Genomic DNA, 26,459 nt, shown 5'->3' on the forward strand with positions numbered 1-26,459 from the left:
ATGACGGATACGAGGTTGGTGGGCGAATGAGTTACCTGGCGCGACGGCTGTTGACGTTTCCGCTCGTGATGCTCGGGGTCTCGATCCTCGTGTTCGTCGCAATTCGACTGGTGCCGGGTGACGCGATCACCGCGATGCTCGGCACCGAAGCCGGCCTGCTGACTCCGGCGCAGAGGGCGGCGCTCTCGGCCTATTTCGGCATCGACAAGCCGATCCTGGTGCAATACTGGAGCTGGCTTCTCGGCGTTCTCCAGGGCGATCTCGGCATTTCCGTGATCCATGGCAAGCCGGCGCTCACCATCATCCTCGAACGTTTTCCGCTCACGCTGCAGCTCGCATTGATGTCGATGTGCGTGGCCCTTCTGGTCGGCCTGCCGGCCGGCGTGTTCGCCGCCACCCGCAACGAAAAAATCTCCGATCTGGCGGTGCGCATCTTCGCGATGATCGGCCAATCGACCCCTAATTTCGTCGTCGGCCTGCTGATCATCTATGCGCTGTCGGCCGGTTTCGGCATCCTGCCGACCATGGGCGAGTTCACGCCGTTCCTGACCGACCCCCTCCGCAATCTCGGGCAGATGATCTTGCCGGCGATCACGCTCGGTTTTGCCTTCGCCGCCTCGGTCACCCGCATCTCGCGCTCCGCCATGCTGGATGTCCTCTCCGACGACTATGTCCGCACGGCGCGCTCGAAAGGTGTGCCGAAACGCAGCGTCATCTGGCGCCATGCCTTGCCGAACGCACTGATCCCGGTCGTTACCTTGAGCGGCGTCGAATTCGGCTATCTGCTCGGCGGCGCCGTGCTGGTCGAGCAGATCTACGCTCTTCCAGGTCTTGGCCGCCTCGTGCTCGAAGCCATCCTGCAGCGCGACTATGCGCTGGTGCAGGGCTGTGTGCTGTTCATTGCCTTCAACTTCATGGTGGTCAACCTGCTCGTCGACCTCGCCTATGTGACGCTTGATCCACGCATCCGGCTCGGAGAGAGCAACTGATGTCGATGCTGCGTGCAATTTTCAGCCATTCCAGCGGCAGGATCGGCGGTACGATCGTGGTGATCTATGTCGTCGTCGCGCTGCTCGGCATGTTCGGCGTCACCCCTCACAATCCTCTGCAGCAGTTCCGCATCGACCGTCTGCATGCGCCGAATGCCGTCTACTGGATGGGCACCGACCTGTTCGGCCGCGATGTAGCAAGCCGGCTGATGAACGGCGTCGGCCAGTCCTTCCTCGTCGCCTTCTGCTCGGTGGCGATCGCGACGGTTGCTGGAACTGTGCTCGGCCTCACGGCCGCCTGGTTCGGAAAGGCCTGGGACGGCCTCGTGATGCGCATCATGGACGTGCTGCTCGCCTTCCCGGCCATCCTGCTCGCGCTCCTGATCATCGCCGTTGTCGGCCCCGGCACCTGGACGAGCGTGGCTGCGATCGCCATCGTCTACACGCCGATCTTCACCCGCGTGGTGCGCGGCCCGGCGCTCTCGATCAAGGCCCGCGAATTCGTCGACGCTGCCCGCACCTTCGGTTCGAGCCGCCGCTATATCCTGACCCGGCATCTGCTCCTCAACCTGGTGGCGCCACTGACCGTTCAGGTGACGCTGGCGCTCGCCTGGTCGCTGCTCACCGAGGCAGGCTTGAGCTTCCTCGGCCTCGGCACCCAGCCGCCGGCCTCTTCTCTCGGGCTGATGCTCGCCGACAGCCGCAACCTGATGGAAAACGCGCCCTGGATGCTGATCTTCCCGGCGGTCGCGATCATGATCAGCATTCTCGGCTTCAACCTGCTGGGTGATGCCTTGCGCGACATCCTCGACCCCAAGACGCGGAGGTCCGCGCCATGACGTCGCTTCTCTCGGTATCCGGCCTGCGTGTCGGTTTCGGGCGTGACCCGAAGCAGAATGAAATCGTCAAGGGCGTCAGCTTCGACCTCGATGCCGGCGAGACGCTGGCGATCGTCGGAGAAAGCGGCTCCGGCAAATCGGTGACGGCGCTCTCCATCAACCGGTTGGTCGATTTCGGCGGCGGCCGGATCATCGGCGGTTCGATCACCCTGAAGCGCGCCGACGGCAGCATTCTTGATATCACCAAGGCTGAAGAGCCGGTGCTCGAAAAAATCCGCGGTTCCGAGATCGGCATGATCTTCCAGGAGCCGATGACCTCGCTGAACCCTGTGCTGACAATCGGCCGCCAGATCGAGGAATCGTTTCGCCTGCATCGTGGCCTGACTGGCAGGCAGGCAACGGCTGCGGCCAAGGACGCGCTCGACCGCGTCCGTATTCCGGATGCCGCGCGGCGCCTCAAATACACGCCGAACCAGCTTTCCGGCGGCATGCTCCAGCGCGTCATGATCGCCATGGCGCTCGCCTGCAATCCGCGCCTGCTGATCGCCGACGAGCCGACGACCGCGCTCGACGTAACCGTCCAGGCCCAGATCATGGCTCTGCTCGGCGAATTGAAGCGTGAGACCGACATGGGGATGATCTTCATCACCCATGACATCGGCCTCGTCGCCGGCATTGCCGACAAGGTGATGGTCATGCAGGCCGGCGAAGCGGTCGAGCAGGGACCGCTCGGCGACGTCCTCGATCAGCCGAAACATCCCTATACCCGGCATCTCCTGAGCGCCGTGCCGCATTTCGAATCCGGCCGCGCCGCCCGTTCCGATTTCAGCCGGGAAAAATCCGAGGCGATTGTCCCTGCCCTGAAAGTCGATGGCCTCACAGTACGCTTCAAGGTGGCCGGCAGCATCCTCACCCGCTCGCCGGGCTCGGTCCACGCAGTCGAGAATGTCGGCTTCGACCTGATGCCGGGCGAAACGCTGGCGATCGTCGGCGAAAGCGGCTCCGGCAAATCGACCACGGCCCGCGCCATCCTCGGTCTCGTGAAGCCCACCCGCGGCAGCTTTTCCGCCAACAACGGAGCAATCGTCGACGGCAGCGATCCCTCCGTGCAGATGGTCTTCCAGAACCCTTACGCGTCGCTCAATCCGCGCCTGCGGATCGACAGCATCCTCGCCGAACCGGTGATCGCCGCCGGCGGCCGGATCGACGCGGAAACCCGGGCGAAAATGGTGGCGCTGCTGAAGCGGGTCGGCCTGCCCGAAAACAGCCTCCTGCGTTATCCCCACGAGTTCTCCGGTGGCCAGCGCCAGCGCCTCTGCATCGCCCGTGCGCTGATGCTCAATCCGTCGATCGTCGTGCTCGATGAGGCAGTCTCGGCGCTGGACGTCTCGGTCCAAGCCAAGGTTCTGGAGCTGCTGGTCGACCTGCAGCACGAATATGGCCTCGCCTATCTGTTCGTGTCGCACGACATGGCGGTCGTCGAACGTATCGCCCACCGCATCGCGGTGCTTTATGCTGGCCAGATCGTCGAGATCGGCAATGCTGCCTCGATTTTGTCCAACCCGCGGCATTCCTACACCAAGCGGCTGATTTCCGCCGTGCCGAGCATCGAGCGCCGCAACCAGCATTTCGAACTCGATACCCGCCAGGTCCCGTCTCTGGTTCGACCACCGGGTTTCGAGCCGCCGCCCGCCGAATGGCAGTCCTGTGGACCGGATCACCGGGCACGGGCGGAAGCCTGAGGATGTAACCATATGAAAGACACTGCTTCCGCCAGTCCCGAACTTGCCGCCGTCTTCGAGAGAGCCTTCGCCCCGCTCGAAAAATCCGTTACCGACAAGCGCATTCCGGGCGGCGTGCTCGGCATCGTCGACCTGAAACATGGGCGCATGACCCGCGCGACCGGCTCGGCGCAAGTCGTTCCGATTGAACGTCCGATGACCGTGGACACCTGGTTCGATCTCGCCTCGCTCACCAAGGTGATCTTCACCACGACGCGCATCCTGAAGCTCGCCGACGAAGGCACGATCGATCTCGACGCGCCGCTCACCACCCTGCTGCCGGACCTGCGCCAATACAATGCAGAGGCCTGGGAGCGGAAGATCACCTTCCGACAGTGCCTCGGCCATCAGACGCCGTTCCCGGGTGTCGAACCGATCTACACCTACGGCCGCGATCCGGACCTGCTGCGCGCCTTCATCCTGCAGCGGGAATGGAAGGCCGGTCCGCCGGTCTATTCCGACATCAACTTCATCCTGCTCGGTTTCGCGCTCGAACGGCTGGCGAAGAAGACGATCCGCGACCTCGATCCCGGCCGGGGCTTCGCCTGGTCTACCGATCCGGAAAATTCCGCCGCCACCGAAGACTGCGCCTGGCGGCAGCGGATTCTTTCGGGCGAAGCGCACGACGAAAATTGCTCGGCGCTGCAGGGTTCCGGTCATGCGGGCCTGTTCGGCACGGTAAAGTCGGTTCTGGACTTCGCCGAAAGCCTGCTCGACGGCACCGGCGCGTCCGGGAGTGCGATCGCGCTGATGCGCGCACCACTCTCGAACAGGCGCACCCACGGCTGGGAACATCCCTATGCCGACTGGTGGGGTGGAAGCCTGTGCAGCCCCGGAACGATCGGCCACACGGGCTTTACCGGCACAAGCCTGCTGATCGATTTCGACAAGGGCCGTGCCGTGACGCTGCTCACCAACCGCATTCACCCGACCCGCCATTTCGACAGCGGCATCCTGCCGCTCAGGCAGGCGGTCTGCAATCTCGTGAACCAAACCTGAGGAACTGACCATGGAGCCAATCTGGGCTGTCGGCCTGATGACCGGAACCGTTCTCGACGGAAATATAGACGTGGCGCTCCTGAAGACGGACGGCGAGACGATCGACACGTTTGGCGCCTACACGCTGGCTCCTTATCCGCCGGAAATACGCACGCTCCTGGAGGAAACGCTCGCGCAGGCCCGCGTCTGGAATTTCGAAGGACCCGATCCGGCAATCTTTCGCGAGGCCGAACAGGCGCTCACAAAGGCACAGTCCTACGCCGTCGGGGAACTGGTCGAAAGCACGGGGCTGACCATGGCCGATATCGGCATCGTCGGTTTTCACGGCCAAAGTGTGCTGCACCGGGCACCCACCAAAGACAGGCTCGGCGACACCCGCCAACTCGGCGATGGCGAACTGATGGCCTCGATCCTCGGCACCAAGGTCGCCTACGACTTCCGTTCGGCGGATGTACGAGCCGGCGGCCAGGGCGCACCGCTTGCCGCTGCCTATCATTCGGCTCTGCTGCGCGGTGTCGATACCAGCGGCGATACGGCCGTGCTCAATCTCGGCGGCGTCGCCAACGTAACGTGGTGGGATGGCAAGGATCTGATGATCGCCTTCGACACCGGCCCGGCCAATGCACCGCTCAACGATTTCATCAAGGCACGCGGCCTCGGCGAAATGGACCGTAACGGCGCGCTCGGCGCCTCCGGCAAGGTCGACGAGGAACGCCTCGCAAAGCTTCTCGAGCATCCCTATCTCGCGGCGCCTTATCCGAAATCGCTCGATCGTTTCGACTTCACGGCTGCCATGGCGGACGGTCTCGACGACGCCACCGGCGCGGCAACCCTTTCGGCCTTTACGGCGTCCGCGGTCGGCAAGGCGCTCGACCTGCTGCCGCACCGGCCGAAACGCCTCATCGTCAGCGGCGGTGGCCGCCACAACCCGACGATCATGTCGATGCTCGAAAGCCGTGCCGGCGTAAAGGCCGTTTCCGCCGATACGCTCGGCTGGCGGGGGGATGCGGTCGAGGCCGAGTGTTTCGCGTTCCTCGCGGTTCGCGTATTACGCGGCATGCCGATCAGCTTTCCGACAACCACGGGTGCACCAAAGCCCTTGCAAGGTGGTAAGCTCGCCGGGTAAGTCCGCACTTTCAAATTGCATGATCAGAGTCGGGAGCGCTCGCACAGCATGAACAAAAGAGCGGCCTCGGCGATAGCGGGCAATGCGGTACTGGCAGGCATACTGCTGATGCTGCTCGGCGATTTCATGTTTGCCCTCAACGATGCCATGGGCAAATGGCTGGTGGCGAGCTTTTCGGTTGGACAGGTCCTGCTGATCCGATCGGTCGGCGCCTTTTTCGTGCTCGGCCCGATGCTCGCCCGTCAGCCGATTTCGGCACTCTATAAGGTCGAGAAGCCGCCGCTACATGTGCTGCGGATCGTGCTGGCAACCGCCGATACCGGTCTTTTCTACGCCGCTGTTGCCTACCTGCCGCTCGCCGACGTCATGACCTTCTACATGGCCGGCCCCATCTACGTCGCGGCCCTGTCGCATTTCCTGCTCGGCGAGCGCATCGGATGGCGGCGCTGGCTCGCCGTCTTGATCGGCTTCATCGGGGTGGTGATCGCGCTGCGTCCCTCTTCCGAAATGCTGTCATTGCCGTCGATCTTCGGCCTGATCGGCAGTCTTTCCTTCGCACTGGCGCTGGTACTGAACCGCACGCTCCGGTCAACCCCGGATGCGACCCTCGTCACCTGGCAGACGCTTGCATGCCTCGTGGCCGGCGCATTCCTGACCGTCGGCAACTGGAGCCCGTTCAATACCGGGGAACTGCTGGCCCTGCTCCTGCTCGGCATCGTCTCTTGCGGCGCGCATCTGCTGATCACCCGCTCGCTGAAACTGGCGCCGGCCTCGGTGCTGGCACCGTTGCAATATACGCTGCTGCTCTGGGCGATCGTGCTCGGATGGATTTTCTTCGGCGATTTCCCGGATGTCCAGACGCTGACCGGCGCCGGCATCATCGTCATCGCCGGGCTGTTCATCTTCCATCGCGGCAACCTGAAACAGGATGTCGAACCGGTCGTACCGACCGATTCCAGCCACGGCTAGGCCGCACCTGTCCGGCGGGCGATCATGGCTTCAATCGCCGAGAGCCCATCATAGATCAACACGGCCAGCGCGCCGACGATCAGCCCGCCCTGCAGCACGAAGGCGAGGTTGTTGGACTGCAGCCCTGCAATGATCACCTCGCCGAGCGTCTTTGCCGCGACCGTCGAACCGATCGTCGCTGTGGCAAGACTGATCACCACCGACAGCCGGATGCCGGCGACGATCACCGGCAAGGACAGCGGCAACTCGACCTGAATGAGCCGCTGGAAAGGTGTCATGCCGGAACCACGCGCCGCCTCCATCACCGATCGTGGCAGGTTGGTGAGCGCCGTCAGCGTGTTTTCGAAGATCGGCAGAAGCCCGTAGAGAAACAGCGCAATCAGCGTCGGCTTCTCGCCGAAACCGACAGCCGGGACGGCAAGCGCCAGAACAGCAACCGGCGGAAACGTCTGGCCGATATTGACGAGGCTTCGGGAAAGCGCCAGGAATTCCGCCCCGAACGGCCTGGTGACGAGGATCGCCAGAAACACGGCGATGATCGTCGCAGCCAGCGTCGCGATGAAGACGGTCCGCAGATGCAGGAGCGTCAGGCTAAGTAGGCTGCCCTGATTGTAGATCGCCGGCGCGTTCGGCTGCACGAGCGGCTTCAGCAGCGGCTCGAAACTTTCCGGCGAGACCAGGAAGGCGATCAACACGAGAAGCAGAAGGCTGCGCAGGATGGTCGGCACCCAAGCCCTCATCGTGGCCTCGCGGCGCGCTTGAGGATCGCGTCAAGCGTCACCCGCCCCATCGGAGCGCCGCTCCTGGAGATGACCGGAAGCGCATCCCGACCGCTCCAGATGAGATCGGCAAGCGCCTCCTGCTGGCTCCTATCCTCGCGGATCGGTTCGCCCTCGGCCTCGCCCGGCTCTGCCGCTGCGCCAGCCTTTGCAATCGAAAGCAGCCGGAACGGCCGTTCCGCATCGCCGATCAGCGTCTCGACGAAGGGCGTTGCCGGTGCACGGACGAGTTCGGCCGGCGGCCCGTATTGCACCACCCTGCCCTTGTCCATCACGGCAATCTTGTCGGCGAGGAGGAAAGCCTCATTCATGTCATGGGTCACCAGGACAATCGTCGTGGCGAAATGTTTCTGGATCGCCAGCAGATCTTCCTGCGCCTTGGCCCGGATGATCGGATCGAGCGCCCCGAAGGGCTCGTCCATCAACAGCACGTTCGGTTCGGCCGCAAGCGCCCGCGCCACCCCGACACGCTGCTGCTGGCCGCCTGAGAGTTCGTGCGGATAACGCGGCCCGAACGTCCTCGGCTCGAGTTGGAAGAGCGTCAGCAATTCTTCGACCTTGGCGTCGGTGCGGGCCTTCGTCCAACCGAGCAGGCCAGGCACCGTCGCAATGTTCTGCGCCACTGTCCGGTGCGGGAAAAGCCCATGGCCCTGGATGGCGTAGCCGATCCGGCGCCGCAACTCGTAGCCCGGGATGGACCGGTTGTCCTCACCGTCAAGCCGGATGGCCCCTTCGGTTGCCTCCACCAGCCGGTTGATCATCCGGATCAGCGTCGTCTTGCCGGAGCCGGACGTGCCGACGACAACCGTGACGGTGCGGGGCTCGATCACCATAGAGACATTGTCGACGACGGCGATACCGTCATAGCGCTTGGTGATGGCATCGATCTCGATCATGCGGATCTGGCTCCGTTGGGGACGCGGGAGTTCATCTCGATCAGCGCGTCGAGGACGACGGCCGAAGCAAAGGCGAGCGCCACAGTCGGCACGGCGCCAAGCAGGACAAGGTCCATCGCCGTCTGGCCGATACCCTGGAAGACGAAGACGCCGAAACCACCGCCCCCGATCAAGGCAGCAATCGTCGCCATGCCGATATTCTGGACGAGCACGATGCGGATCGCGGTCAGGATCACCGGCAGCGCCAGCGGAAACTCGATCTTGAACAGCCGCTGCCGGCCGGTCATGCCGATGCCGCGGGCAGCGTCGTTTGCCGCGCGCGGCACGCCCGCAAGCCCGACGACGGTATTGGCGACGACAGGCAGCAGCGAATAGAGAAACAGCGCGACAAAGGCAGGCGCCACCCCGATGCCGCGGATGCCGATCGCCGCAGCCCCCGGCACATTGGCGGCGACCCAGCCAAGCGGCGCGATCAACAGGCCGAAAAGCGCGATCGACGGGATGGTCTGGACGAGGTTCAGCGTGTTGAGCACGCCATCCCGAAGCGGTGCCACCCGATGACAGAGAATACCGAGCGGCAGCCCGACCAGGACAGCAGCAAACAGCGATCCCAGCGCCAGTTCCACATGCTTGCCCGCTTCGACCCAGAAGACATCGGCGCGGCCGGAATATTCCTTCATGATCGACAGCCCGTTCCAGCTTCCCGACATCAGCAGAGCGCCAATCGCCGCCGCTGCCAGGACTAGAAACAGGACCCGCATCCCCGGCGGCGGATCGAGCCGCGTGATCGCATCGGCAGCCAGAAGCGCAAAGGCGAACAGCAGGATCCAAAAGCCCGAGGCGGGTGAGACGCGGGCATAGGCATTGCCGGCCGGCGTCAGGAATGTCGCCGCGTATCCGATCGAAAGCGTCAGCGCCGCAAGCGCCGCAACGGCGGCAAGCAGCTTTATCCAGGGGGAAGTGCGAAAGAGGGCTGCGGCGATCGCGACAACGAGCACGCCGACCAGGCCCCAGCCCGCCCAGGCCGGCAGCGACTGAAGCATCGCCTCCGCCTGTCCCTGCACGATGCGGTTGGGCTTGAGCGTCGCGAAGGACGACCACAGCACGCCATAGGCGGCAAGAAGGGCTATGACGATGCCGAGCTTGTCGAACCGAACTCTCAAACCGCCCCCTGCCTTACGACTGATGAAAAAGCCGGACGCTGGAGCGCCCGGCCCATGTTGACACGAAACCGCGCCGAAAAGGAATTACTTCAGGAAGCCATTCTTCTTGAGAAAATCCTCGGCAACCGCCTTGGCCGGTTCGCCACCCACCTGCACGCGACCATTGAGGTCCTGCAGCGTGACGAGATCGAGCTTGGCGAAAACCGGCTTCAGCACCGCCTCGATGGTCGGGTTCTTTTTGAGCACTGCCTCGCGGATGATCGGGGTCGGCTGATAGACCGGCTGAACGCCCTTGTCGTCTTCGAGAACAACGAGCCCGGAAGGCGCGATGCCGCCGTCGGTGCCGTAGACCATGGCGGCATTGGCATTGTTGGTCTGGTTGGCGGCCGCACCGATGGTCGCAGCCGTATCACCGCCCGAGAGCGTGATCAGCTGGTCGGGTTTCAGCTTAAAGCTGTAGGTGGTCTGGAAGGCCGGCAGGGCTGCGGCCGAATTGACGAACTCGGACGATGCCGCCAGCACGATCTTGCCGCCGCCGGCGACATATTTACCAAAATCGGTCAGCGTCTTGAGCTTGTTGGCATCCGCGACATCCTTGCGCACCGCGATTGCCCAGGTGTTATTGGCCGAAGACGGCGTCAACCAGACGATCTTGTTGGCGTCGTAGTCGAGCTTCTTGACCGCTTCATAGGCCTTTTGCGGGTTCTTCCAGGCCGGATCGTCGCCCTTTTCGAAGAAGAAGGCGCCATTGCCGGTATATTCCGGATAGATGTCGATCTCGCCGGCGGTGATCGCCTTGCGCACGACCGGCGTCGCTCCGAGCTGGATACGATCGGTGGCCTGGATGTTGTTCGCCTTCAGCATGGCAAGGATGATATTGCCCAGCACGCCGCCTTCGGTATCGATCTTGGACGAGACGACGACCTGGGCATTCGCCATGGTGGCCGAGACGCCAAACGCAAAAGCTATGCCCAAAAGCTTTTTCTTCAAAGACATGACAGAATTTCCCTCCGGATCGCCAGTCACCACCTCGTTTGACTTGGCCTGGAACACATAAAAGCCACTGTTATGTAGGGCGATTTATGCAATGTGCGAGTTCTGGAAGAGCGCATCCGACAAATATTTTGTGCGGTGCATTTTTATCCGCCGAACGGTCTAGCTCACAAGATCCGCGGCAAAAACAGAAATGATGGTTCTGTCCTCTTGCGCTCAGGAGAATCGAAGAACCATGGACCCCGCGATAGTTTCTCCAGGTGCCAACCATTCAAGGTCGCCGTATCGCGCCAGTTCCCGTCGATTGTGGACGTCGGGCACGTGGCTGACGGGCTCGACGCAGAGAATGGGCCGATCGTCGGGCACGTAGACATGCAGGTTGGTCAGGGCTCCGGTCGCCGAAAACGTCATGCTGACCCCGGCCCGTCGCCACTCGACGATGGCCTGGCGCGGTGCCCATTCCGAAAAATGTCCATCGAACCACGGCATCTTCGACGTATCGAGACCGCGGGCGAAATCGAGTCCCCTATTGGCTGGAACGGCCTCGGTCGGCAAACCTCGTTGATCACGGCCGAAACCGATCTCAGCGTCGAAGTTCAGCCAGGTTTCCTCGTCCTTGCGGAACCAGGGATGAAAACCCATCCCATAGGGAAGCGTACGGTTCGCGGTATTGGTCAGTGTCAACGACAGTTCGGCGCCATCCGGGCCGATCGAGATATGCTGCACCAGCCGATAGGCGAACGGGATCGCCTCATGGGTAAAATCGTCGGCCAGGGTCAGCGTGTTTTCTGTGGCCTCGATAACCTGCCAGGCCCTGTCGCGGGAAAATCCGTGCAGCGCCATGTTCTGTTCCGGCCGGTTGAGGGGGACCTCAACCGGTCCGTCGGCGTTCAGGAAGCGGCCGGCATCCAGCCGATTGGCAAACGGCGCCATGATGAAAGAGCCGCCGGTCAATGCGACCTGCGCCGGCGGGCAGGCATGCAGGATCTCGAACCACTCACCATCAGGCTTTCGCCACCGGAAGGAGGTGAGGCTGGCGCCATGGCCGGCATCGACAACCAGTTCGCAACGGTCAGCCTTGAGCGTGTAAATGGATGCGTCAGTCATCGATTTTGTTTGCCTTGTCGAAATTCCACGTCAAAATCCTTTCATGCGTGCCACCGGCACCCCGGCGACCGGCGAGGATGCGACCAGCACCGCGCCGCTCAAAGGATATGCCTCCAGCCTCTCCTGCGAAAGATAGCGGTGCGAGGTGACGAGCAGCGTCTTGAGATCAGGACCGCAGAAACACGGCATGGTCGGCGTCGGAACCGGCAGCGGATATTTGCCGGCCACCACTCCTTCAGGCGAATAACGATTGAGACATCCGGCAGAAACGCCGGCGCTCCAGTAGAAGCCGTCGGCATCAGTCGCGCCGCCATCCGGCCGCCCATCCGCTTCGCCGGGCGTGGCGATCCGAACACCTTCGCCGATCTCGCCCGTCGCGGCATCGAAATCATGCCGCTCGATCCACTGACCGCCCGAATCCGAATGATACATGCTCGCGCCGTCGGGCGACCAGGCGAGCCCGTTCGAGATCAGCAGCCCACTCTTCTTGACAGCAAACTTACCGTCCGCGCCGATGCGGTAGAGCGAACAGATTGGCTGCCGCTCCGGCCGCTGGTCGGTCGTGCCGACCCAGAAGGCACCGTCAGGTCCAACTTTGCCATCATTGAGCCGATTGGTTTCAAGCTCGCCGTCGAGATGTGCGAGCGTCTCACGCTCCCCGGTCTCCGGGTCGAAGAGAATAATCTCACGCGCCAGCGACACGACCAGCCGGCCGCTTTCACAAAGCCCGAGCGAACAGACATTGGTACCGAGAACCCACTCATCGACCTGGCCGTCGCCGAGCCGGATCGCCAGCAGCCGGCCGGTCGGGATGTCGCAGAGAAAGACGAGATTGCGTCTTTCGTCCCAGACCGGGCCTTCGCCAAGCCCGAGACTGAGGCGACTAACCGGTTCGAAACGCATCACAGGTCGCCGACCTTGGTGGTGCGGCGGATGACATCGGGATTGTCGAGAACGTAATCGCTGAGTTCCAGCCCGAGGCCCGCTCCTTCGAACGGATAGATCTGGCCGTTTTCGATACGCGGCATGACGGTGACGAGATCGCGGTACCAGGTCGAGTAATAGGCGCGTACCGACTCCTGGAAGACTGCGTTCGGCGCGTTGAGCGCCAGGTGGATAGAGGCGGTGAAGACGACCGGGCCGGTGCAGTCATGCGGCGCGATCGGCCGCTGAAAGGCTTCCGCCATGGTGGCGATCTTCTTCGCCTCGCTCAAACCACCGCACCAGGAAATGTCGAGCATGACGTAGTCGACGGCATTCTTGCGCAGGAGTTCGACGAACTGGGCGCGGGTTGCGAGCGTCTCGCTGGCGCAGACCGGCAGGCCCGAACGCTCCGCATAGATCACCAGCGCCTCGGTGTCCTGCATCTTGATCGGGTCCTCCATCCAGAAGGGGCGGAATTCCTTGATCTCGCGGGCGATCGCCAGCGCCGACGGCAAATCCCACATCGAATGCAACTCGACCATCACTTCCATCTTGGTGCCGACCGCATCGCGGATCTTGCGGAACGGCTCAAGCCCTTTTTCGAGGTCATCCCGATGAATGAAATTGCCGCCGCTGGCGACCGCGAACGGATCGAGCGGCCAGATCTTCATGGCGGTGATGCCTTCGGACAGCAGGCTTTCGGCAAGTGCGCCCGCATCATTGGTGAAGGCGACCTGATCATCATAGGGGCCTTGGGGCTTGTCGGCGTCGCCGATGTAGCGGCGCGAGCCGCGGCTGTTGTAGGAATAGCCGGCGCAGGTGTTGTAGGTGCGGATCGACGGCCGCGAGAGGCCACCGAGAAGCTGATGGATCGGCTGGTTCGTGACCTTGCCGAGGATGTCCCAGAGCGCGATATCGACGGCGGATGCCGCGCGGATTTCGACGCCCGAGGAACGGAAGCCCACGTAGGTTTCGGTCAGCTGCTTGGAAATCCGGTCGATCTCCAGCGGGTTCTTACCGATCAGCGCCGGCGCGACTTCCGCATGCAGGTAGGTCGCGACGGCATCCGCCCCGCGAAAGGTCTCGCCGAGGCCGATGATCCCTTCGTCCGTATGGATGCGAAGCCAGATGATATTGTTCAGGCTGGGAAGTTGGACTGTTTCAAGCGCCGTGATTTTCATGGGGTCTATCCGGATGAACGAAGGACGGGACGGCGGGTGATCCGTCGTCGCGGGATCAGTGAACGGCGCCAGGAACGCCGGTATTCGCGAGGCCTCTCCTTCGACGCTCAGGCGGCGACAGGTTCCCAGCCCTTTAAGATTTGTTCGAGGCGATCGCGGTCGGCGGCATCGAGTGCCGGCAGGCCCGGCAGACGCACCGGCCCGAGGTTTTCGCCTCGCAAGGCCAAAGCCTCCTTGACGACCGTGACATTGGCGCCGTTGTTGAACTTGGTGCGCAACATTTCGAAGCCTGCAATCTTGGCGACCAGCGCCCGCGTCCTGGCATAATCGCCCGCTTCGAGCGCATTCCAGATCGCCAGCGACCGGGTCGGATCGATATTGACGAGGCCGGACGTGAAGCCTTTGGCGCCGAGTGCGTAAAAAGGTGCCGCCCAGCCCTCGGCGAGACCGCAGATCCAGACCGCATCCGTGCCCTCGGTCGCCCGCACGCATTCGGAAAACAGCATCATATCGGTCGAGGCGAACTTGACGCCGGCAATGTTCGGATGGGTGGCAATGCGGGCAAGGTCGTCGACGGCCATCGCATTGGACCGCACATAGGCGACGAGCGGCAGTTCCGAAGCCTCGGCGATGGCGATGAAATAGTCGGCCTGCGAGCGGGGTGCGGCGAATGGATCGAGCGGGTGATGGACCATCACTCCCTGAGCGCCTTCATGCTTGGCCGACTTGGCGGTCGCAATCGCCTCGCCGACCGAACGGCCGGCTGCCGCGGTGACAACTGCCTTGCCCTCGACAGCTGCAACGCAGATAGCCTGCAGTCGAAGCACTTCCTCATGCTGAAGGCTGTAGAACTCGCCGGTATTGCCGCCGCAGACGATGTTGTGAATGCCCGCGTCGGCAATGCGGCGGATGATCTTGCCGGTCAAGTGAGGATCGATCGTCCCCTGGTTGTCGTAGGCAGTCACGTGGACGCCCGAAATGCCCGTGAGGACGCGCTTGTAATCGCGGATATTCATGTCCGTTTCCCCCATTCCCGACTTGCTACACCCGGAGAAGATGTTTCTCGCCCGAGCGAATGACGTGGTCGCGCATCAGCCGCTCGGCGAGATCCGGCTCGCGGGCGGCGATCGCGTTGGCAATGGCCTCATGTTCCTCGACCGCCAGGAAGCGCTCCCGCTCTTCCGACAGCACGCTGAGACGGGCCGCATGGGTGTAGATGTTCTGGCCGCCCTGCAGGCGACGCAGATAACCGCAACCAGATGCTTCATGGATGGCGTTGTGGAAGCGCTCGTTGAGAGCGATGAGCTGCAGCACGTCCACCGTCTCGAGGCCGGCCCGCATCTCAACGATGAGCTCGCGCATCATGGCCATATCTTCATCCTTGACCCGCTTGGCGGCCTGGCGAGCGATCATGCTTTCGAGCGCGGCACGCGCCAGCATCATCTCTTCCGCCTGACCGGCATTGAAGGTGATGTAGATCCCGCGGCGGGGCTCTGATCGTACCAAGCCTTCGGCTTCGAGTACGCGCAAGGCCTCCTTCAGCGGCGTCGTGCTGATGCCAAGCTGACTGGCGAGATGACGCTCGTTGAGCTTTTCACCACCCTTCAACCGGCCGGCAAGAATGGCGTCGCGCACTAGGCCATAGACGTGGTCGCGCAGGCTTTTCAGAAAAACCGGCTCCACGGGCAGAAGTGCGTCGTCACCTCCCATTCATATCCTCCATCCTTATGGCGCTGATCTAACACCTGAAATTTGATATATCAAGGCAGAAATCTGAAACTTGATATATCAATTTCCGCAAAGCCTGTTTAAGTTGATGCCGGGCGGGAGGAGCTCCGTCCCCGGATCGAAACATAATCGACACCGGAATGATGGCAGGATTTCTGGAAGAGCAAGCATGACTAAGCAAGCAGCCAATCTCCGCAGCGCACGTTGGTTCGCGCCGGATGATCTTCGTTCGTCGGGACATCGCTCCCGCATGATGCAGATGGGTTATGACGAGAAGGATTGGGGCAAAAAGCCGATCATCGCTATCCTCAATACCTGGTCCGACCTCAACGCCTGCCACGCCCATTTCAAGGACCGCGTCGAGCATGTGAAGCGCGGTGTCCTGCAGGCGGGCGGCTTTCCGGTGGAACTGCCGGTGCAGTCGCTCTCCGAAAGCGCGCTGAAGCCGACCTCCATGCTCTACCGCAACTTCCTCGCCATGGAGACGGAAGAGCTGTTGCGCGCCCACCCGATCGACGGGGCTGTGTTGATGGGTGGCTGCGACAAGACCACGCCAGCTCTGGTCATGGGCGCCATCAGCGCCGGTTTCCCGATGATCTTCCTGCCCGCCGGCCCGATGCTGCGCGGCAACTACAAGGGCGAATGGCTTGGCTCCGGTTCTGACGCCTGGAAATACTGGGACGAACGCCGCGCCGGCACGATTTCCGAAGAGCAGTGGACCGGTGTCGAGGAAGGCATCGCTCGCTCCTACGGCCATTGCATGACCTTCGGCACCGCAAGCACGATGACAGCGATCGCCGAGGCGCTCGGCCTAACCCTCCCCGGCGCGAGCTCCATTCCCGCCGCCGACGTCAACCATATCCGCATGAGCACGCGGTGCGGCCGCCGGATCGTCGAAATGGTCTGGGACGAGTTGACTCCGGACAAGATCATCACGGCCGACGCGGTCCACAACGCCACGACCGTCGCCATGGCGACCGGCTGTTCCACCAATGCCGTTGTCCATCTCCTGTCGATGGCTCGCCGCGCCGGCGTGCCGCTGACGCTGGACGATCTCGACAAGGCGGGACGCACGACGCCGGTTGTCGCCAACATTCGTCCGACCGGTGACAAATACCTGATGGAAGACTTCTATTACGCCGGGGGCCTGCGCGCCCTGATGTCGGAGATCAAGGATCTCCTGAAACTCGACGCCATGACCGTCAGCGGTTTCCCGCTCGGCGAAACGTTGAAGGGTGCGGAAGTCTATAACAGCGACGTCATTCGCCCGCTTTCCAACCCGATCTACCACGAGGGTTCGCTGGCGGTCCTCAAAGGCAATCTCGCGCCGGACGGCTGCGTCATGAAGCCCTCGGCCTGCGAACCGCGGCTGCGGGTTCACGAAGGCCCTGCCCTCGTCTTCGACAGCTATCCCGAAATGAAGGCGATGATCGACCGCGAGGATCTGGACGTCACCGCCGATCACGTCCTGATTCTGCGCAATGCCGGCCCGAAGGGCGGTCCCGGCATGCCGGAATGGGGCATGCTGCCAATCCCGAAGAAGATCCTGAAACAGGGTTATCGCGATATGCTGCGCATTTCCGATGCCCGCATGTCCGGCACGAGCTACGGTGCCTGCATCCTGCATGTGGCGCCGGAAGCCCATATCGGCGGGCCGCTGTCGCTGGTGCGCACCGGCGACATCATCCGCGTCGACCTGCCGAACCGCTCAATCGACATGCTGGTGGACGAAGAGACGCTCGCCAGCCGCCGCGCCGAATGGGTGGCCCCGGCCGATAAATATGAACGCGGTTATGGCTGGATGTTCTCAAAGCACATCAAGCAGGCCAACGAAGGCTGCGATTTCGATTTCCTCGAACGGCAATTCGGCGCGACCGCCGGCGAGCCCGACATTTTCTGAGTGGAGAACCCATGACCGACTACGTTCTTTCCGAGACCACGCGCAAGAAATACCAGGGCATCAGCTGCGCGACGATCTGCACCGCGCTCTTCAAGCGTGGACTGCGCAATCAGTTCATCCAGGATGTCCGGCCGCTTTCCCAAAAGCCGCAGAACATGGTCGGCCAGGCCTTCACGCTGCGTTACATCCCGGCCCGTGAAGACCTCAACCCGCTTTCGGTGTTCCAGAACCCACAGCATCCGCAGCGCGCCGCTGTCGAGCAGTGCCCGCCGGGCCATGTGATGGTCATGGACAGCCGCAGGGATCCCCGAGCCGCCTCCGCCGGTTCCATCCTCGTGTCGCGCCTGATGGTGCGCGGCGTCGCCGGCGTCGTCACCGATGGCGGATTTCGTGATAGCCCCGAAATTGCCGAACTCGGCATCCGCGCCTATCACAACCGCCCCTCCGCCCCAACCAACCTGACGCTCCATCAGGCGCTCGATATCAACGTGCCGATCGGCTGCGGCGACGTCGCGGTCTGGCCGGGCGACGTGGTTGTCGGCGACAATGAAGGCGTTGTCATCGTTCCGGCCGGCATAGCCGACGAGATCGCCGACGAGGTGATCGAGATGACCGCATTCGAGGATTTCGTCACCGAGGAGGTCTTGAGTGGCCGCTCGATCATCGGCCTCTATCCGGCGACCAGGGAAGAGACCAAGACGGATTTCGCCCGCTGGCGCCAGGCCAAGGGCCGCTGAGGCAACTTTCTCCACCGATCAAACGAAACGGCGTCGGGATCAATGGAACCCGGCTGGCAGTCTATTAACCTGTCGGCATCTCGCGCAGGTCTTTGAAAAGCACGTTTTGGTCGGTGAGGTATTTGGCAAAGATCGGCAGGCTGGCGCCGCCGATCGCCCGCGCCTGGGAGCCGACCATTCCCTCGATGATATCGGGAATGATGACGCCCTGAAGGTCGAGTCGTGCCACCGCCTCGATGGTCGAGGCGACAATTCGTTGCCGCACCCAGGCCGGAAAACCGCCGTCGATCACGGCGGCGCCAAAATCGATGATCGAGGCTGCCGCGACGATCGCCTGGGCAAGCGCATTTGCGGTCTGGAAAATCCACAGATCGAGCGGTTCCCCGAAATCGATCCAGTCGTCGGCGGAATACCAGAGCGGCTGCGGATCCAGGTTCCGCTCTTTCAGAAGGTTCTCCAGAACGAAGATCGAGGCGATGTCGAGCAATTGGCGCGTTTCGCCATCCTTGCCACGCACCGGAAGCGGCCCCACCGCGCCGGCGGTTCCGGTCCGGCCGGAGAAAATCGCGGAATTCAGAACGATCCCGCCGCCGATGAACGATCCGATGAAGAAATACACGAAATCCGGATAAGACGGGCCAACGCCGAATACCAGTTCTGCGCCGCAGGCGCTGGTCGCGTCGTTCTGCAGATAGACCGCGTGCTGGACCTGGCTTGCGATTTCCGCCTGCAGATCGAACCCGCGCCAAACCTCCATCGCCCCTTGTGGAGCGCCCACTTCCTCGGCCCAGTTCCAGAGTTCGAATGGCGCGGCGATCCCGATCCCGGCGATACGGCCGCGCTGTGCCTCATTCAACTGGCCTTCGAGCCGGGCAATGCCGGACGTGATGATCTCGATGATCTTCCCGGGAAGCGGATAGGCATAGGTCTCGTGATATTGCAGCCGTATATGACCGACGAAATCCATCAGCACCAGGTCGGCGCTACGCCGGCCGATCTTCACGCCGAACGAATAGACGGCATCCGGATTGAGGCGCATCGGTACCGAAGGTTGCCCCACCCGGCCGCGCACCGGTTCACCGCGCAACAAGAGACCGTCCTTTTCGAGCGCCCGCATGATGACCGAGACGGTCTGGGCGGAAAGCCCGCTGCGTCGCGTGATATCCGCCTTCGACATCGAGCCGTTCAGACGCACAAGCGAAAGCACGAGCCGTTCATTATAGGCCCTCACCCGCACCTGATTTGAGCCGCCGGTGAAATTGCCCAGCAGCGCGTGGCCTTGCGCCACACTATCCGAAACCGACATGGCTCTTCCTCCCAGAAGCCTTGAATCGACGGAGAAACCTCATTCGAGAAAGCAGGATATCCTCTTGATATCCCGAGCTAAACCCAAAGGTGCACAGCACACGGACCGCCCAGATTCTGAACCTCCACTTCGGCAAACTATGGCACGAGAAATAAATAATTCAATCGGAATTAATTATTGACAGGCTATTTCAACTCGTTCTTAATTAGGGTGTAAGGGCACAGGACGGCTTGGAGGAGACGCCTGTCGAACTCGGTGGCACCGGTGTCCGAACGTTGGTCCGCATGGCGGACAATCTTAACTCTGGGAGGAGACCATGAAGAAATCCGTATTGTCCGCCGCGTTCGGCGCCCTCGTCCTGGGCGTCGCGTTTTCCGCCCCTGCCCAGGCCGCCGGCGTGTCCGCCTGCCTGATCACCAAGACCGACACCAATCCCTTCTTCGTCAAGATGAAGGAAGGTGCCTCGGCCAAGGCCAAGGAACTCGGCGTGACGCTGAAATCCTATGCCGGTAAGATCGACGGCGACAGCGAAAGCCAGGTCGCAGCCATCGAAAGCTGCATCGCCGACGGCGCCAAGGGCATTCTCATCACCGCGTCCGACACCAAGGGCATCGTGCCGACCGTCAAGAAAGCCCGTGATGCCGGCGTCCTCGTCATCGCCCTCGACACCCCGCTCGACCCGATCAACGCCGCCGACGCTACCTTTGCTACCGACAATCTTCTTGCCGGCAAGCTGATCGGCCAGTGGGCCAAGGAAACCATGGGCGACAAGGCCAAGGATGCCAAGGTCGGCTTCCTCGACCTGACCCCGGATCAGCCGACGGTCGATGTCCTGCGCGACCAGGGCTTCATGATCGGCTTTGGCATCGACCCCAAGAACCCGGACAAGATCGGTGACGAAACCGACAAGCGCATCGTCGGCCACGACGTGACCAACGGCAACGAGGAAGGCGGTCGCAAGGCCATGGAAAACCTTCTCCAGAAAAATTCCGGTATCAACGTCATCCACACGATCAACGAGCCCGCCGCCGTCGGTGCCTACCAGGCCCTGAAAGCTGTCGGCATGGAAAAGAACGTGCTGATCGTCTCGGTCGACGGCGGTTGCCCGGGCGTCAAGTCAGTCAAGGAAGGCGTGATCGGCGCCACCTCGCAGCAATATCCGCTGCTGATGGCATCGCTCGGCATCGAGGCGATCAAGAAGTTCGCCGACACCAAGGAAAAGCCGAAGCCGACCGAAGGCAAGTCCTTCTTTGACACCGGCGTCTCGCTGGTCACCGACAAACCGGTTCCCGGTGTCAAGTCGATCGACGTCAAGGAAGGTACGGCCAAGTGCTGGGGTTGATCCCCGCCATCTAGCCACATCTCGGCCGGGGCGAGATCCCCGGCCGTTTTCGACCAGCGATACGCCGCTGGGAAGCAACCGGCGAAGACCGGGCGAACTCAACGGATGGTTCCTGCGCATTCGGCGCGCGGAGGAGGAAACATGAGTGGAACACAGGAATTCGAGCGTGTTCTCGACGGCAGCGACAAAAGCGTTGCCTCGTTCGAGAGCCAGGACGTCTCTCTCTTAAAACGCGCGCAGCATTTTCTGCATTCGACACCCGCTGCCGTGCCGCTGATCGTGCTGATCCTGTCCATCATTATCTTCGGCATCGCCATCGGCGGACGATTCTTCTCGTCCTATACGCTGACGCTGATCCTTCAGCAGATCGCGGTTGTCGGTATTCTCGGCTCTGCCCAGACGCTGATCATCCTCACCGCCGGCATCGATCTTTCGATCGGGGTAGTGATGGTGATATCGGCCGTCATCATGGGCAATTTCGCCGTCACCTACGGCATGCCTGCGGGCATAGCGATCCTTGTCGGCCTAATCACCGGCGGCGTCTGCGGATTTTTCAACGGGTTCCTTGTCGCGGTCATGCGGTTGCCGCCGTTCATCGTGACGCTCGGCTCTTGGAACATCATCATGGCGACGAATTTCATCTATTCCGCCAACGAGACGATCCGCGACACCGACGTGGACGAAAAGGCGCCGCTCCTCCATCTCTTCGCTCTCAATTTCAAGGTAGGCAGCGCAATTCTGACGCTGGGCGTCATCGCCATGGTCCTGCTCGTCGCAGTGCTCTGGTACATCCTCAACCATACGGCCTGGGGAAGGCATGTTTACGCCGTCGGTGACGACCCCGAAGCAGCGAAACTCTCCGGTATCCAGACCCGCAAGGTTCTGCTCAGCGTCTACACGATCGCCGGCATCATCGCCGCCTTCGCCGCCTGGGTTTCGATCGGCCGCAACGGTTCGATATCCCCCTCCTCCGCGGTGACCGACTATAACCTGCAGGCAATCACCGCAACGGTGATCGGCGGCATCTCGTTGTTCGGCGGCCGCGGCTCCATCCTCGGCACGCTGTTCGGCGCCATGCTCGTCGGCGTCATGTCGATGGGGCTCAACATGCTCGGCGCCGATCCTCAATGGAAAGTCATGCTGACCGGCTGGCTCATCATCGCCGCCGTCGCCATCGATCAGTGGATCAGAAAGGTCTCGGTGTAATCATGAGTGTCGAACCCATCCTCACAGCCCGCGGCCTGGTAAAACGTTACGGACGCGTGACCGCTCTCGACAACGCCGATTTCGATCTCTACCCCGGCGAAATCCTCGCCGTCATCGGCGACAACGGTGCCGGCAAATCCTCGCTGATCAAGGCGATCTCCGGCGCGGTGCGGCCCGACGAGGGCGAAATCACCCTGGAAGGCCGGCCGGTGCACTTCAAATCACCACTCGAAGCCCGCGATGCGGGCATCGAAACCGTCTACCAGAACCTCGCGCTCTCACCGGCGCTATCCATCGCCGACAACATGTTTCTCGGGCGCGAAATCCGCAAACCGGGCATGCTCGGACAGTGGTTCCGCATGCTCGACCGACCGACGATGGAAAAGCAGGCCCGAGACAAGCTCACCGAACTCGGGCTGATGACGATCCAGAACATCAACCAGGCCGTCGAGACCCTGTCTGGCGGGCAGCGTCAGGGCGTTGCGGTGGCCCGGGCCGCCGCCTTCGGCTCCAAGGTCATCATCCTCGACGAACCAACCGCCGCACTCGGCGTCAAGGAAAGCCGGAAAGTTCTGGAGCTTATTCTCGACGTGCGCTCGCGCGGCATTCCGATTGTACTCATCTCGCACAACATGCCGCATGTGTTCGAAGTGGCCGACCGTATCCATATTCATCGGCTTGGACGAAGGCTGACCGTCATCGATCCGAAAGAGTACACGATGTCCGACGCCGTCGCCTTCATGACGGGCGCCAAGGCGCCCGCCCAGCCAGTCGCGGCGTAACGATCGCCCCGACTAAGCTCCCGTCGGAGCCGTCCTCCGGTCGCCTGGTCCAAGAGATACAGGCGATCGGGTAACTCACGATAATATCCCGTCGCCCTATCCCACCCTCGCCCGCTTGCGGTAGAGGACGACTGCATGGTGCTGCGGACCTTGAGAAGCAGCCATTCCCCGTGGCTCGGCTCGACTGTGCTGGTCCGGGCACGGCTACTGGGCCATCTCAACCACGAGGTCTGCCACGAACACCACGGCGACCTTCCTGCCGGTAATATCCGAGCGGCCGCGCTTCCCCAACACAATCAACCGCCTGCCACTATGATGCTGGCCACCCCGATATCGGTCTTCCCGCCGATCATTCGATCGGCGATCCTTGTGACCAAAACGATTACGATAGAAAATTCCCATCAGTAAAAATATAAAGAATTTTATATTCCATTCCGCTACGCGGCATTGCCGTCGCGAGATGACCGACTCACCCGCAAATCAGGCGTGTTTCTAAGGCCTTATCGCCTGCGGCTCATTACATCCCGCACCAATGCCCATAGTAGATCCCAGACCAAAATGAAGCGAAGGCGGCAACAGCCTGTTGAAAACATCTGATACGAATAAAAAATTCCATACTTAATTGACAGGGCGGAATTATCTAATAGGTTGTTAACACTTAAGGGATGAGGGAGTGGTGCTGGAACCGGCTCATGAAGAAACGCGAAAAGCTCTTCATTTTTGATATTGGCGGCGTGTTCGTGAAGCTCGATCCGGCCTCCCGTGACCGCGCGGTATCGAAGCCTGGCGGCGCAGGCCCGTCCCTGCGGTATAGCGACGTTCCGGAGGCGATCTTCCGCGATTTCCGGCTGGGGCGGTCGACGGAGCCCGATTATGTGCAGGCGCTTGCCGGGGTATTCGGCGTGCCGGCCGAAAGCGTCTATGAAGCCGAACATGCCTATGTCGCCGAAGGTTTTGGCGAATTCATCGGTTTCGTCCGCAAGCTCAAGGAAAATCATCGCGTCGTCTGCCTCAGCAACAATCAGGCGATCCACTGGCGCTATATCAGCGACAACCTCCTGGGCGCCGGTTATTTCGATCGCGCATACCTGTCCCAGGACATGGGCCTTGAAAAACCGGACCGCATGATTTTCCAGGCGGTGTCGGAAGTCGAAGGATGTTCGGAAAAGGACGTCATCTTCATCGACGACATCGAGGAAAACGTCGTGGCGGCACACAAGCTTGGATGGCAGAATTGCATCCTTCATCGCGATCCGTTTGAAACGGCTGAATTGCTCACGGCACTTGCCGCCGAGCACACTTTGAATTGACGAGTACGGAGTTTCGGCATGGCTCGAATGACCCTCAGCGGCATCAAGAAAAGCTTCAAATCCGTTGACGTGCTGCACGGTATCGACCTCCAGATTTCCGACAGGGAATTCGTCGTTTTCGTCGGCCCGTCGGGATGCGGAAAATCGACGCTGCTGAGATTGATCGCCGGCCTTGATACGATCAGTTCCGGTGAGTTTCACCTCGATGACCGCCGGATGAACGACGTTGCCCCGTCGCGCCGCGGCATCGCCATGGTGTTTCAGTCCTATGCGCTCTATCCGCATATGGATGTCTATGAAAACATGGCTTTTGGCGCACGGCTGATGGGCCTCGAAAAGGACGAAGTCGAAAAGCGCATCGACGAGGCCTCCAAGATGCTGCGGCTCGATCCGCTCCTGAAGCGCAAGCCGCGCGAACTTTCCGGCGGCCAGCGCCAGCGCGTCGCGATCGGCCGCGCATTGGTCAGAAAGCCGAAGGTCCTGCTTCTCGACGAACCTCTTTCCAACCTCGATGCGGCGCTGCGCTCCGACGTGCGCCTGGAGATCGCCAGGCTTCACCGAGAAATCGGCGGCACCACGATTTACGTCACCCACGACCAAGTCGAGGCGATGACGCTTGCCGACCGGATCGTCGTGATGAACAACGGCAAGGTCGAACAGTTCGGCAGCCCGCGCGAACTTTACGAACGGCCGGCCAACACGTTCGTCGCGACCTTCATCGGCTCGCCCCGCATGTCGCTTCTCAATGTTGAACGCGACAGCAACAATCTCGGGCTTGCCGGATCGGGATCGGTCAGCGTTTCCCGCCTGCCGCAATCGGACGAGCGCGATCTCGTGATCGGCGTCCGGCCGGATGCGATGACGGTCTCCACGGACGAAAGCACTGAGGGTTTCAAGGGCAGCGTCGTCTACACGGAATATCTGGGCGAGAACACGTATGTGTATGTGCGTCTCGGCGACGGCACGCTGGTCGGCATCCGGTCCTCGGCCTCGGTCGACCTGCCTCCGGACACGCCGGTCGTCATCACGGTGGCTTCAGAGGAAATCCACTATTTCAGTCGCGCAACGAGGGAGAGGTTGGCGGCCTGAAAGCACTTTCGTCTCCTATAAATACCAAGAGGATGGAACCAGATGAAAAAGCTAGTTTGCAGCACGATAGTAGCCTTGGGAGCCTTGGCGACGGCCTTGCCGGCAATGGCGCAGGAATTGACCTTCTGGAGCTGGCGGCAGGAAGATAAGGCCCAGTACCAGAAATTTATCTCCGCTTTCGAGACGAAGAACCCGGGCATCACCGTCAAGTTCGAAACGTTCGAAGCGACGAACTACAACACGATCCTGTCGACCGCGCTTGCCGGCGGTTCGGGACCGGACCTGATGTTCACCCGCACCTATGGCGGCATGGAAACGATCGCGAGCGGTGGCTATCTTCTGGCTCTGGACAAGACCAATGTCCCGGCCCTCTCTACCTTCACCGCGCCGGCGCTCGCCTCCGAGACGATGCGTTCGAACAAGATCACCTACGCCGTTCCCTTTGCCAGCCAGACCATGCTGGTGATTTACAACAAGGATATCTTCGACAAGAACGGCTTGAGCGAGCCGCAGAGCTGGGATGACTTCATCAAGGCATCCGAAAAGCTGAAGGCTGCCGGCGTCATGCCGTTTGCCAACGGCACGGCAACCGCCTGGCAGAACGAAGTCGTGGTCGGCGGCCTCGTATCCTCGATCATGGGCCGCGGTTTCTACGACGACCTGATGGCCGGCAAGGCCGACTTCACCGACAAGCGTTATGTCGGGGCTCTCACCAAGCTCAAGGAAATCACCAAATATTTCCCGGACGGCTTCATCGGTCTTGATTACGCTTCCGCCCAGCAGCTCTTCTCCTCCGGCATGGCCGGCATGTTCGTCGGCGGCTCCTACGAGCTTGCCAACTTCAAGAAGCAGAACCCCAACATGAAGATGGGCATCTTCGCTGCTCCCGGCCTGAAGGCCGAGGACGAGAAGCTCGTCGCCCTCTATTTCGACGGCGGTTATGCGGCCAATGCCAAGGGCAAGAACCAGGAAGCAGCGGTCAAGTTCCTGAACTTCCTCGCCAGCCAGGAATTTGGCCAGATGTTCGCCAACGACCTGAACAACATCTCGGCCGTGCCGGGCGTGACGTTCAAGGAACCGCTGCTTGGCGAAGTCGCCGACCTCAACAAGCACTCGATCCCCTATCTGATGCTGGTCCATTTCCGTTACGGCGAGCCGTCCGGTTCGGTCCTGCTGCAGAGCGAGATCCAGAAGCTGCTTGGCGGCAAGGCGACCCCGGAAGAGGTCGGCAAGAACCTGACGACCGGCCTTGCGAACTGGTACGCCCCGTTCAAGAAGTGACCTCAAGCGGCGGGACGGTTTTACAAGCCGCC

The 26,459-nt window shown here is 61.8% G+C and carries 24 protein-coding genes; 14 read left to right on the forward strand and 10 right to left on the reverse strand.

Features of this window, described 5'->3' with window-relative positions:
* The first annotated feature begins 26 nt into the window (after window positions 1-26).
* Genes RG540_RS11710 through RG540_RS11735 form a run of 6 tightly spaced genes read left to right on the forward strand, consistent with a single transcriptional unit; the run spans window position 27 to window position 6,703 of the window.
* Window positions 27-989 carry an ABC transporter permease gene (locus RG540_RS11710; RefSeq protein ID WP_037083485.1) on the forward strand — a complete coding sequence of 321 codons (963 nt, stop codon included), beginning with the start codon at window positions 27-29 and terminating at the stop codon, window positions 987-989.
* Window positions 989-1,828 carry an ABC transporter permease gene (locus RG540_RS11715; RefSeq protein ID WP_174479285.1) on the forward strand — a complete coding sequence of 280 codons (840 nt, stop codon included), beginning with the start codon at window positions 989-991 and terminating at the stop codon, window positions 1,826-1,828. The genes RG540_RS11710 and RG540_RS11715 overlap by 1 nt, the downstream gene beginning before the upstream one ends.
* The gene (locus RG540_RS11720) at window positions 1,825-3,570 is read left to right on the forward strand and encodes an ABC transporter ATP-binding protein (RefSeq protein WP_038588018.1); all 1,746 of its coding nucleotides are present in this window, start codon (window positions 1,825-1,827) and stop codon (window positions 3,568-3,570) included. The genes RG540_RS11715 and RG540_RS11720 overlap by 4 nt, the downstream gene beginning before the upstream one ends.
* Before the next feature lie 12 nt (window positions 3,571-3,582).
* Entirely contained in the window at window positions 3,583-4,608 is a 1,026-nt protein-coding gene (locus tag RG540_RS11725; protein ID WP_038588021.1) for a serine hydrolase domain-containing protein, read from the forward strand.
* A 10-nt stretch (window positions 4,609-4,618) separates the two neighbouring features.
* Entirely contained in the window at window positions 4,619-5,734 is a 1,116-nt protein-coding gene (locus RG540_RS11730; protein ID WP_038588024.1) for an anhydro-N-acetylmuramic acid kinase, read from the forward strand.
* 48 nt (window positions 5,735-5,782) lie between these two features.
* The gene (locus RG540_RS11735; protein ID WP_038588027.1) at window positions 5,783-6,703 is read left to right on the forward strand and encodes a DMT family transporter; all 921 of its coding nucleotides are present in this window, start codon (window positions 5,783-5,785) and stop codon (window positions 6,701-6,703) included.
* Here the strand turns inward: RG540_RS11735 and RG540_RS11740 are convergent.
* The 9 genes from RG540_RS11740 to RG540_RS11780 all read right to left on the reverse strand — a co-directional run bounded on the left by RG540_RS11740 (window position 6,700) and on the right by RG540_RS11780 (window position 15,456).
* Complete coding sequence (locus RG540_RS11740; RefSeq protein WP_038588030.1) at window positions 6,700-7,443, reverse strand: ABC transporter permease; 744 nt, start codon at window positions 7,441-7,443, stop codon at window positions 6,700-6,702. The genes RG540_RS11735 and RG540_RS11740 overlap by 4 nt on opposite strands.
* The gene (locus tag RG540_RS11745) at window positions 7,440-8,378 is read right to left on the reverse strand and encodes an ABC transporter ATP-binding protein (RefSeq protein ID WP_038588033.1); all 939 of its coding nucleotides are present in this window, start codon (window positions 8,376-8,378) and stop codon (window positions 7,440-7,442) included. The genes RG540_RS11740 and RG540_RS11745 overlap by 4 nt, the downstream gene beginning before the upstream one ends.
* Window positions 8,375-9,541, reverse strand: coding sequence for an ABC transporter permease (locus tag RG540_RS11750; protein WP_038588035.1), 1,167 nt, complete (start codon window positions 9,539-9,541; stop codon window positions 8,375-8,377). The genes RG540_RS11745 and RG540_RS11750 overlap by 4 nt, the downstream gene beginning before the upstream one ends.
* An 84-nt stretch (window positions 9,542-9,625) precedes the next feature.
* A complete protein-coding gene (osmF, locus tag RG540_RS11755) occupies window positions 9,626-10,537 on the reverse strand; it encodes a glycine betaine ABC transporter substrate-binding protein OsmF (RefSeq protein WP_038588037.1) in 912 nt (303 codons plus the stop codon).
* Between the two features lie 213 nt (window positions 10,538-10,750).
* Window positions 10,751-11,641: an aldose epimerase family protein gene (locus tag RG540_RS31120; RefSeq protein ID WP_051909360.1), complete on the reverse strand. Its 891-nt coding sequence runs from the start codon at window positions 11,639-11,641 to the stop codon at window positions 10,751-10,753.
* A 30-nt stretch (window positions 11,642-11,671) separates the two neighbouring features.
* Complete coding sequence (locus RG540_RS11765; RefSeq protein ID WP_038588040.1) at window positions 11,672-12,544, reverse strand: SMP-30/gluconolactonase/LRE family protein; 873 nt, start codon at window positions 12,542-12,544, stop codon at window positions 11,672-11,674.
* Window positions 12,544-13,746, reverse strand: a complete 1,203-nt coding sequence (locus tag RG540_RS11770) for a mandelate racemase/muconate lactonizing enzyme family protein (protein WP_038588043.1) — start codon at window positions 13,744-13,746, stop codon at window positions 12,544-12,546. Before RG540_RS11770 ends, RG540_RS11765 begins: the two co-directional genes overlap by 1 nt.
* Before the next feature lie 107 nt (window positions 13,747-13,853).
* Window positions 13,854-14,762, reverse strand: coding sequence for a dihydrodipicolinate synthase family protein (locus RG540_RS11775; protein ID WP_038588046.1), 909 nt, complete (start codon window positions 14,760-14,762; stop codon window positions 13,854-13,856).
* Window positions 14,763-14,787: 25 nt separating this feature from the next.
* A complete protein-coding gene (locus tag RG540_RS11780) occupies window positions 14,788-15,456 on the reverse strand; it encodes a GntR family transcriptional regulator (protein ID WP_038588049.1) in 669 nt (222 codons plus the stop codon).
* A 187-nt stretch (window positions 15,457-15,643) separates the two neighbouring features.
* On the opposite strand from RG540_RS11780, the gene araD reads away from it, so the two are divergent.
* Window positions 15,644-17,374: an L-arabinonate dehydratase gene (araD, locus tag RG540_RS11785; RefSeq protein ID WP_038588052.1), complete on the forward strand. Its 1,731-nt coding sequence runs from the start codon at window positions 15,644-15,646 to the stop codon at window positions 17,372-17,374.
* A gap of 11 nt (window positions 17,375-17,385) precedes the next feature.
* Window positions 17,386-18,111, forward strand: coding sequence for a ribonuclease activity regulator RraA (locus RG540_RS11790; RefSeq protein WP_038588057.1), 726 nt, complete (start codon window positions 17,386-17,388; stop codon window positions 18,109-18,111).
* Window positions 18,112-18,175: 64 nt separating this feature from the next.
* On the opposite strand, the gene RG540_RS11795 is transcribed toward RG540_RS11790, so the two are convergent.
* Window positions 18,176-19,417: an ROK family transcriptional regulator gene (locus RG540_RS11795; protein ID WP_046599689.1), complete on the reverse strand. Its 1,242-nt coding sequence runs from the start codon at window positions 19,415-19,417 to the stop codon at window positions 18,176-18,178.
* A gap of 316 nt (window positions 19,418-19,733) precedes the next feature.
* Here RG540_RS11795 and RG540_RS11800 point away from each other — a divergent pair, with 316 nt between their 5' ends.
* From RG540_RS11800 to RG540_RS11825, 6 genes are all read left to right on the forward strand, one after another.
* Window positions 19,734-20,759 carry a sugar ABC transporter substrate-binding protein gene (locus RG540_RS11800; protein ID WP_038588060.1) on the forward strand — a complete coding sequence of 342 codons (1,026 nt, stop codon included), beginning with the start codon at window positions 19,734-19,736 and terminating at the stop codon, window positions 20,757-20,759.
* 141 nt (window positions 20,760-20,900) lie between these two features.
* Window positions 20,901-21,965, forward strand: a complete 1,065-nt coding sequence (locus tag RG540_RS11805; protein WP_038588063.1) for an ABC transporter permease — start codon at window positions 20,901-20,903, stop codon at window positions 21,963-21,965.
* 2 nt (window positions 21,966-21,967) lie between these two features.
* A complete protein-coding gene (locus RG540_RS11810; protein WP_038588066.1) occupies window positions 21,968-22,747 on the forward strand; it encodes an ATP-binding cassette domain-containing protein in 780 nt (259 codons plus the stop codon).
* A gap of 692 nt (window positions 22,748-23,439) precedes the next feature.
* Complete coding sequence (locus RG540_RS31125) at window positions 23,440-24,057, forward strand: HAD-IA family hydrolase (protein WP_051909361.1); 618 nt, start codon at window positions 23,440-23,442, stop codon at window positions 24,055-24,057.
* A gap of 18 nt (window positions 24,058-24,075) precedes the next feature.
* The gene (locus RG540_RS11820; RefSeq protein ID WP_038588069.1) at window positions 24,076-25,146 is read left to right on the forward strand and encodes an ABC transporter ATP-binding protein; all 1,071 of its coding nucleotides are present in this window, start codon (window positions 24,076-24,078) and stop codon (window positions 25,144-25,146) included.
* A 42-nt stretch (window positions 25,147-25,188) separates the two neighbouring features.
* Window positions 25,189-26,427 (forward strand): extracellular solute-binding protein, encoded by a 1,239-nt coding sequence (locus RG540_RS11825; protein WP_038588072.1) that lies wholly within the window; start codon window positions 25,189-25,191, stop codon window positions 26,425-26,427.
* Window positions 26,428-26,459: the final 32 nt, after the last annotated feature.

Origin of the sequence: Neorhizobium galegae bv. orientalis str. HAMBI 540 (genome assembly GCF_000731315.1) — a bacterium.
In the GTDB taxonomy this organism is placed as follows: domain Bacteria; phylum Pseudomonadota; class Alphaproteobacteria; order Rhizobiales; family Rhizobiaceae; genus Neorhizobium; species Neorhizobium galegae.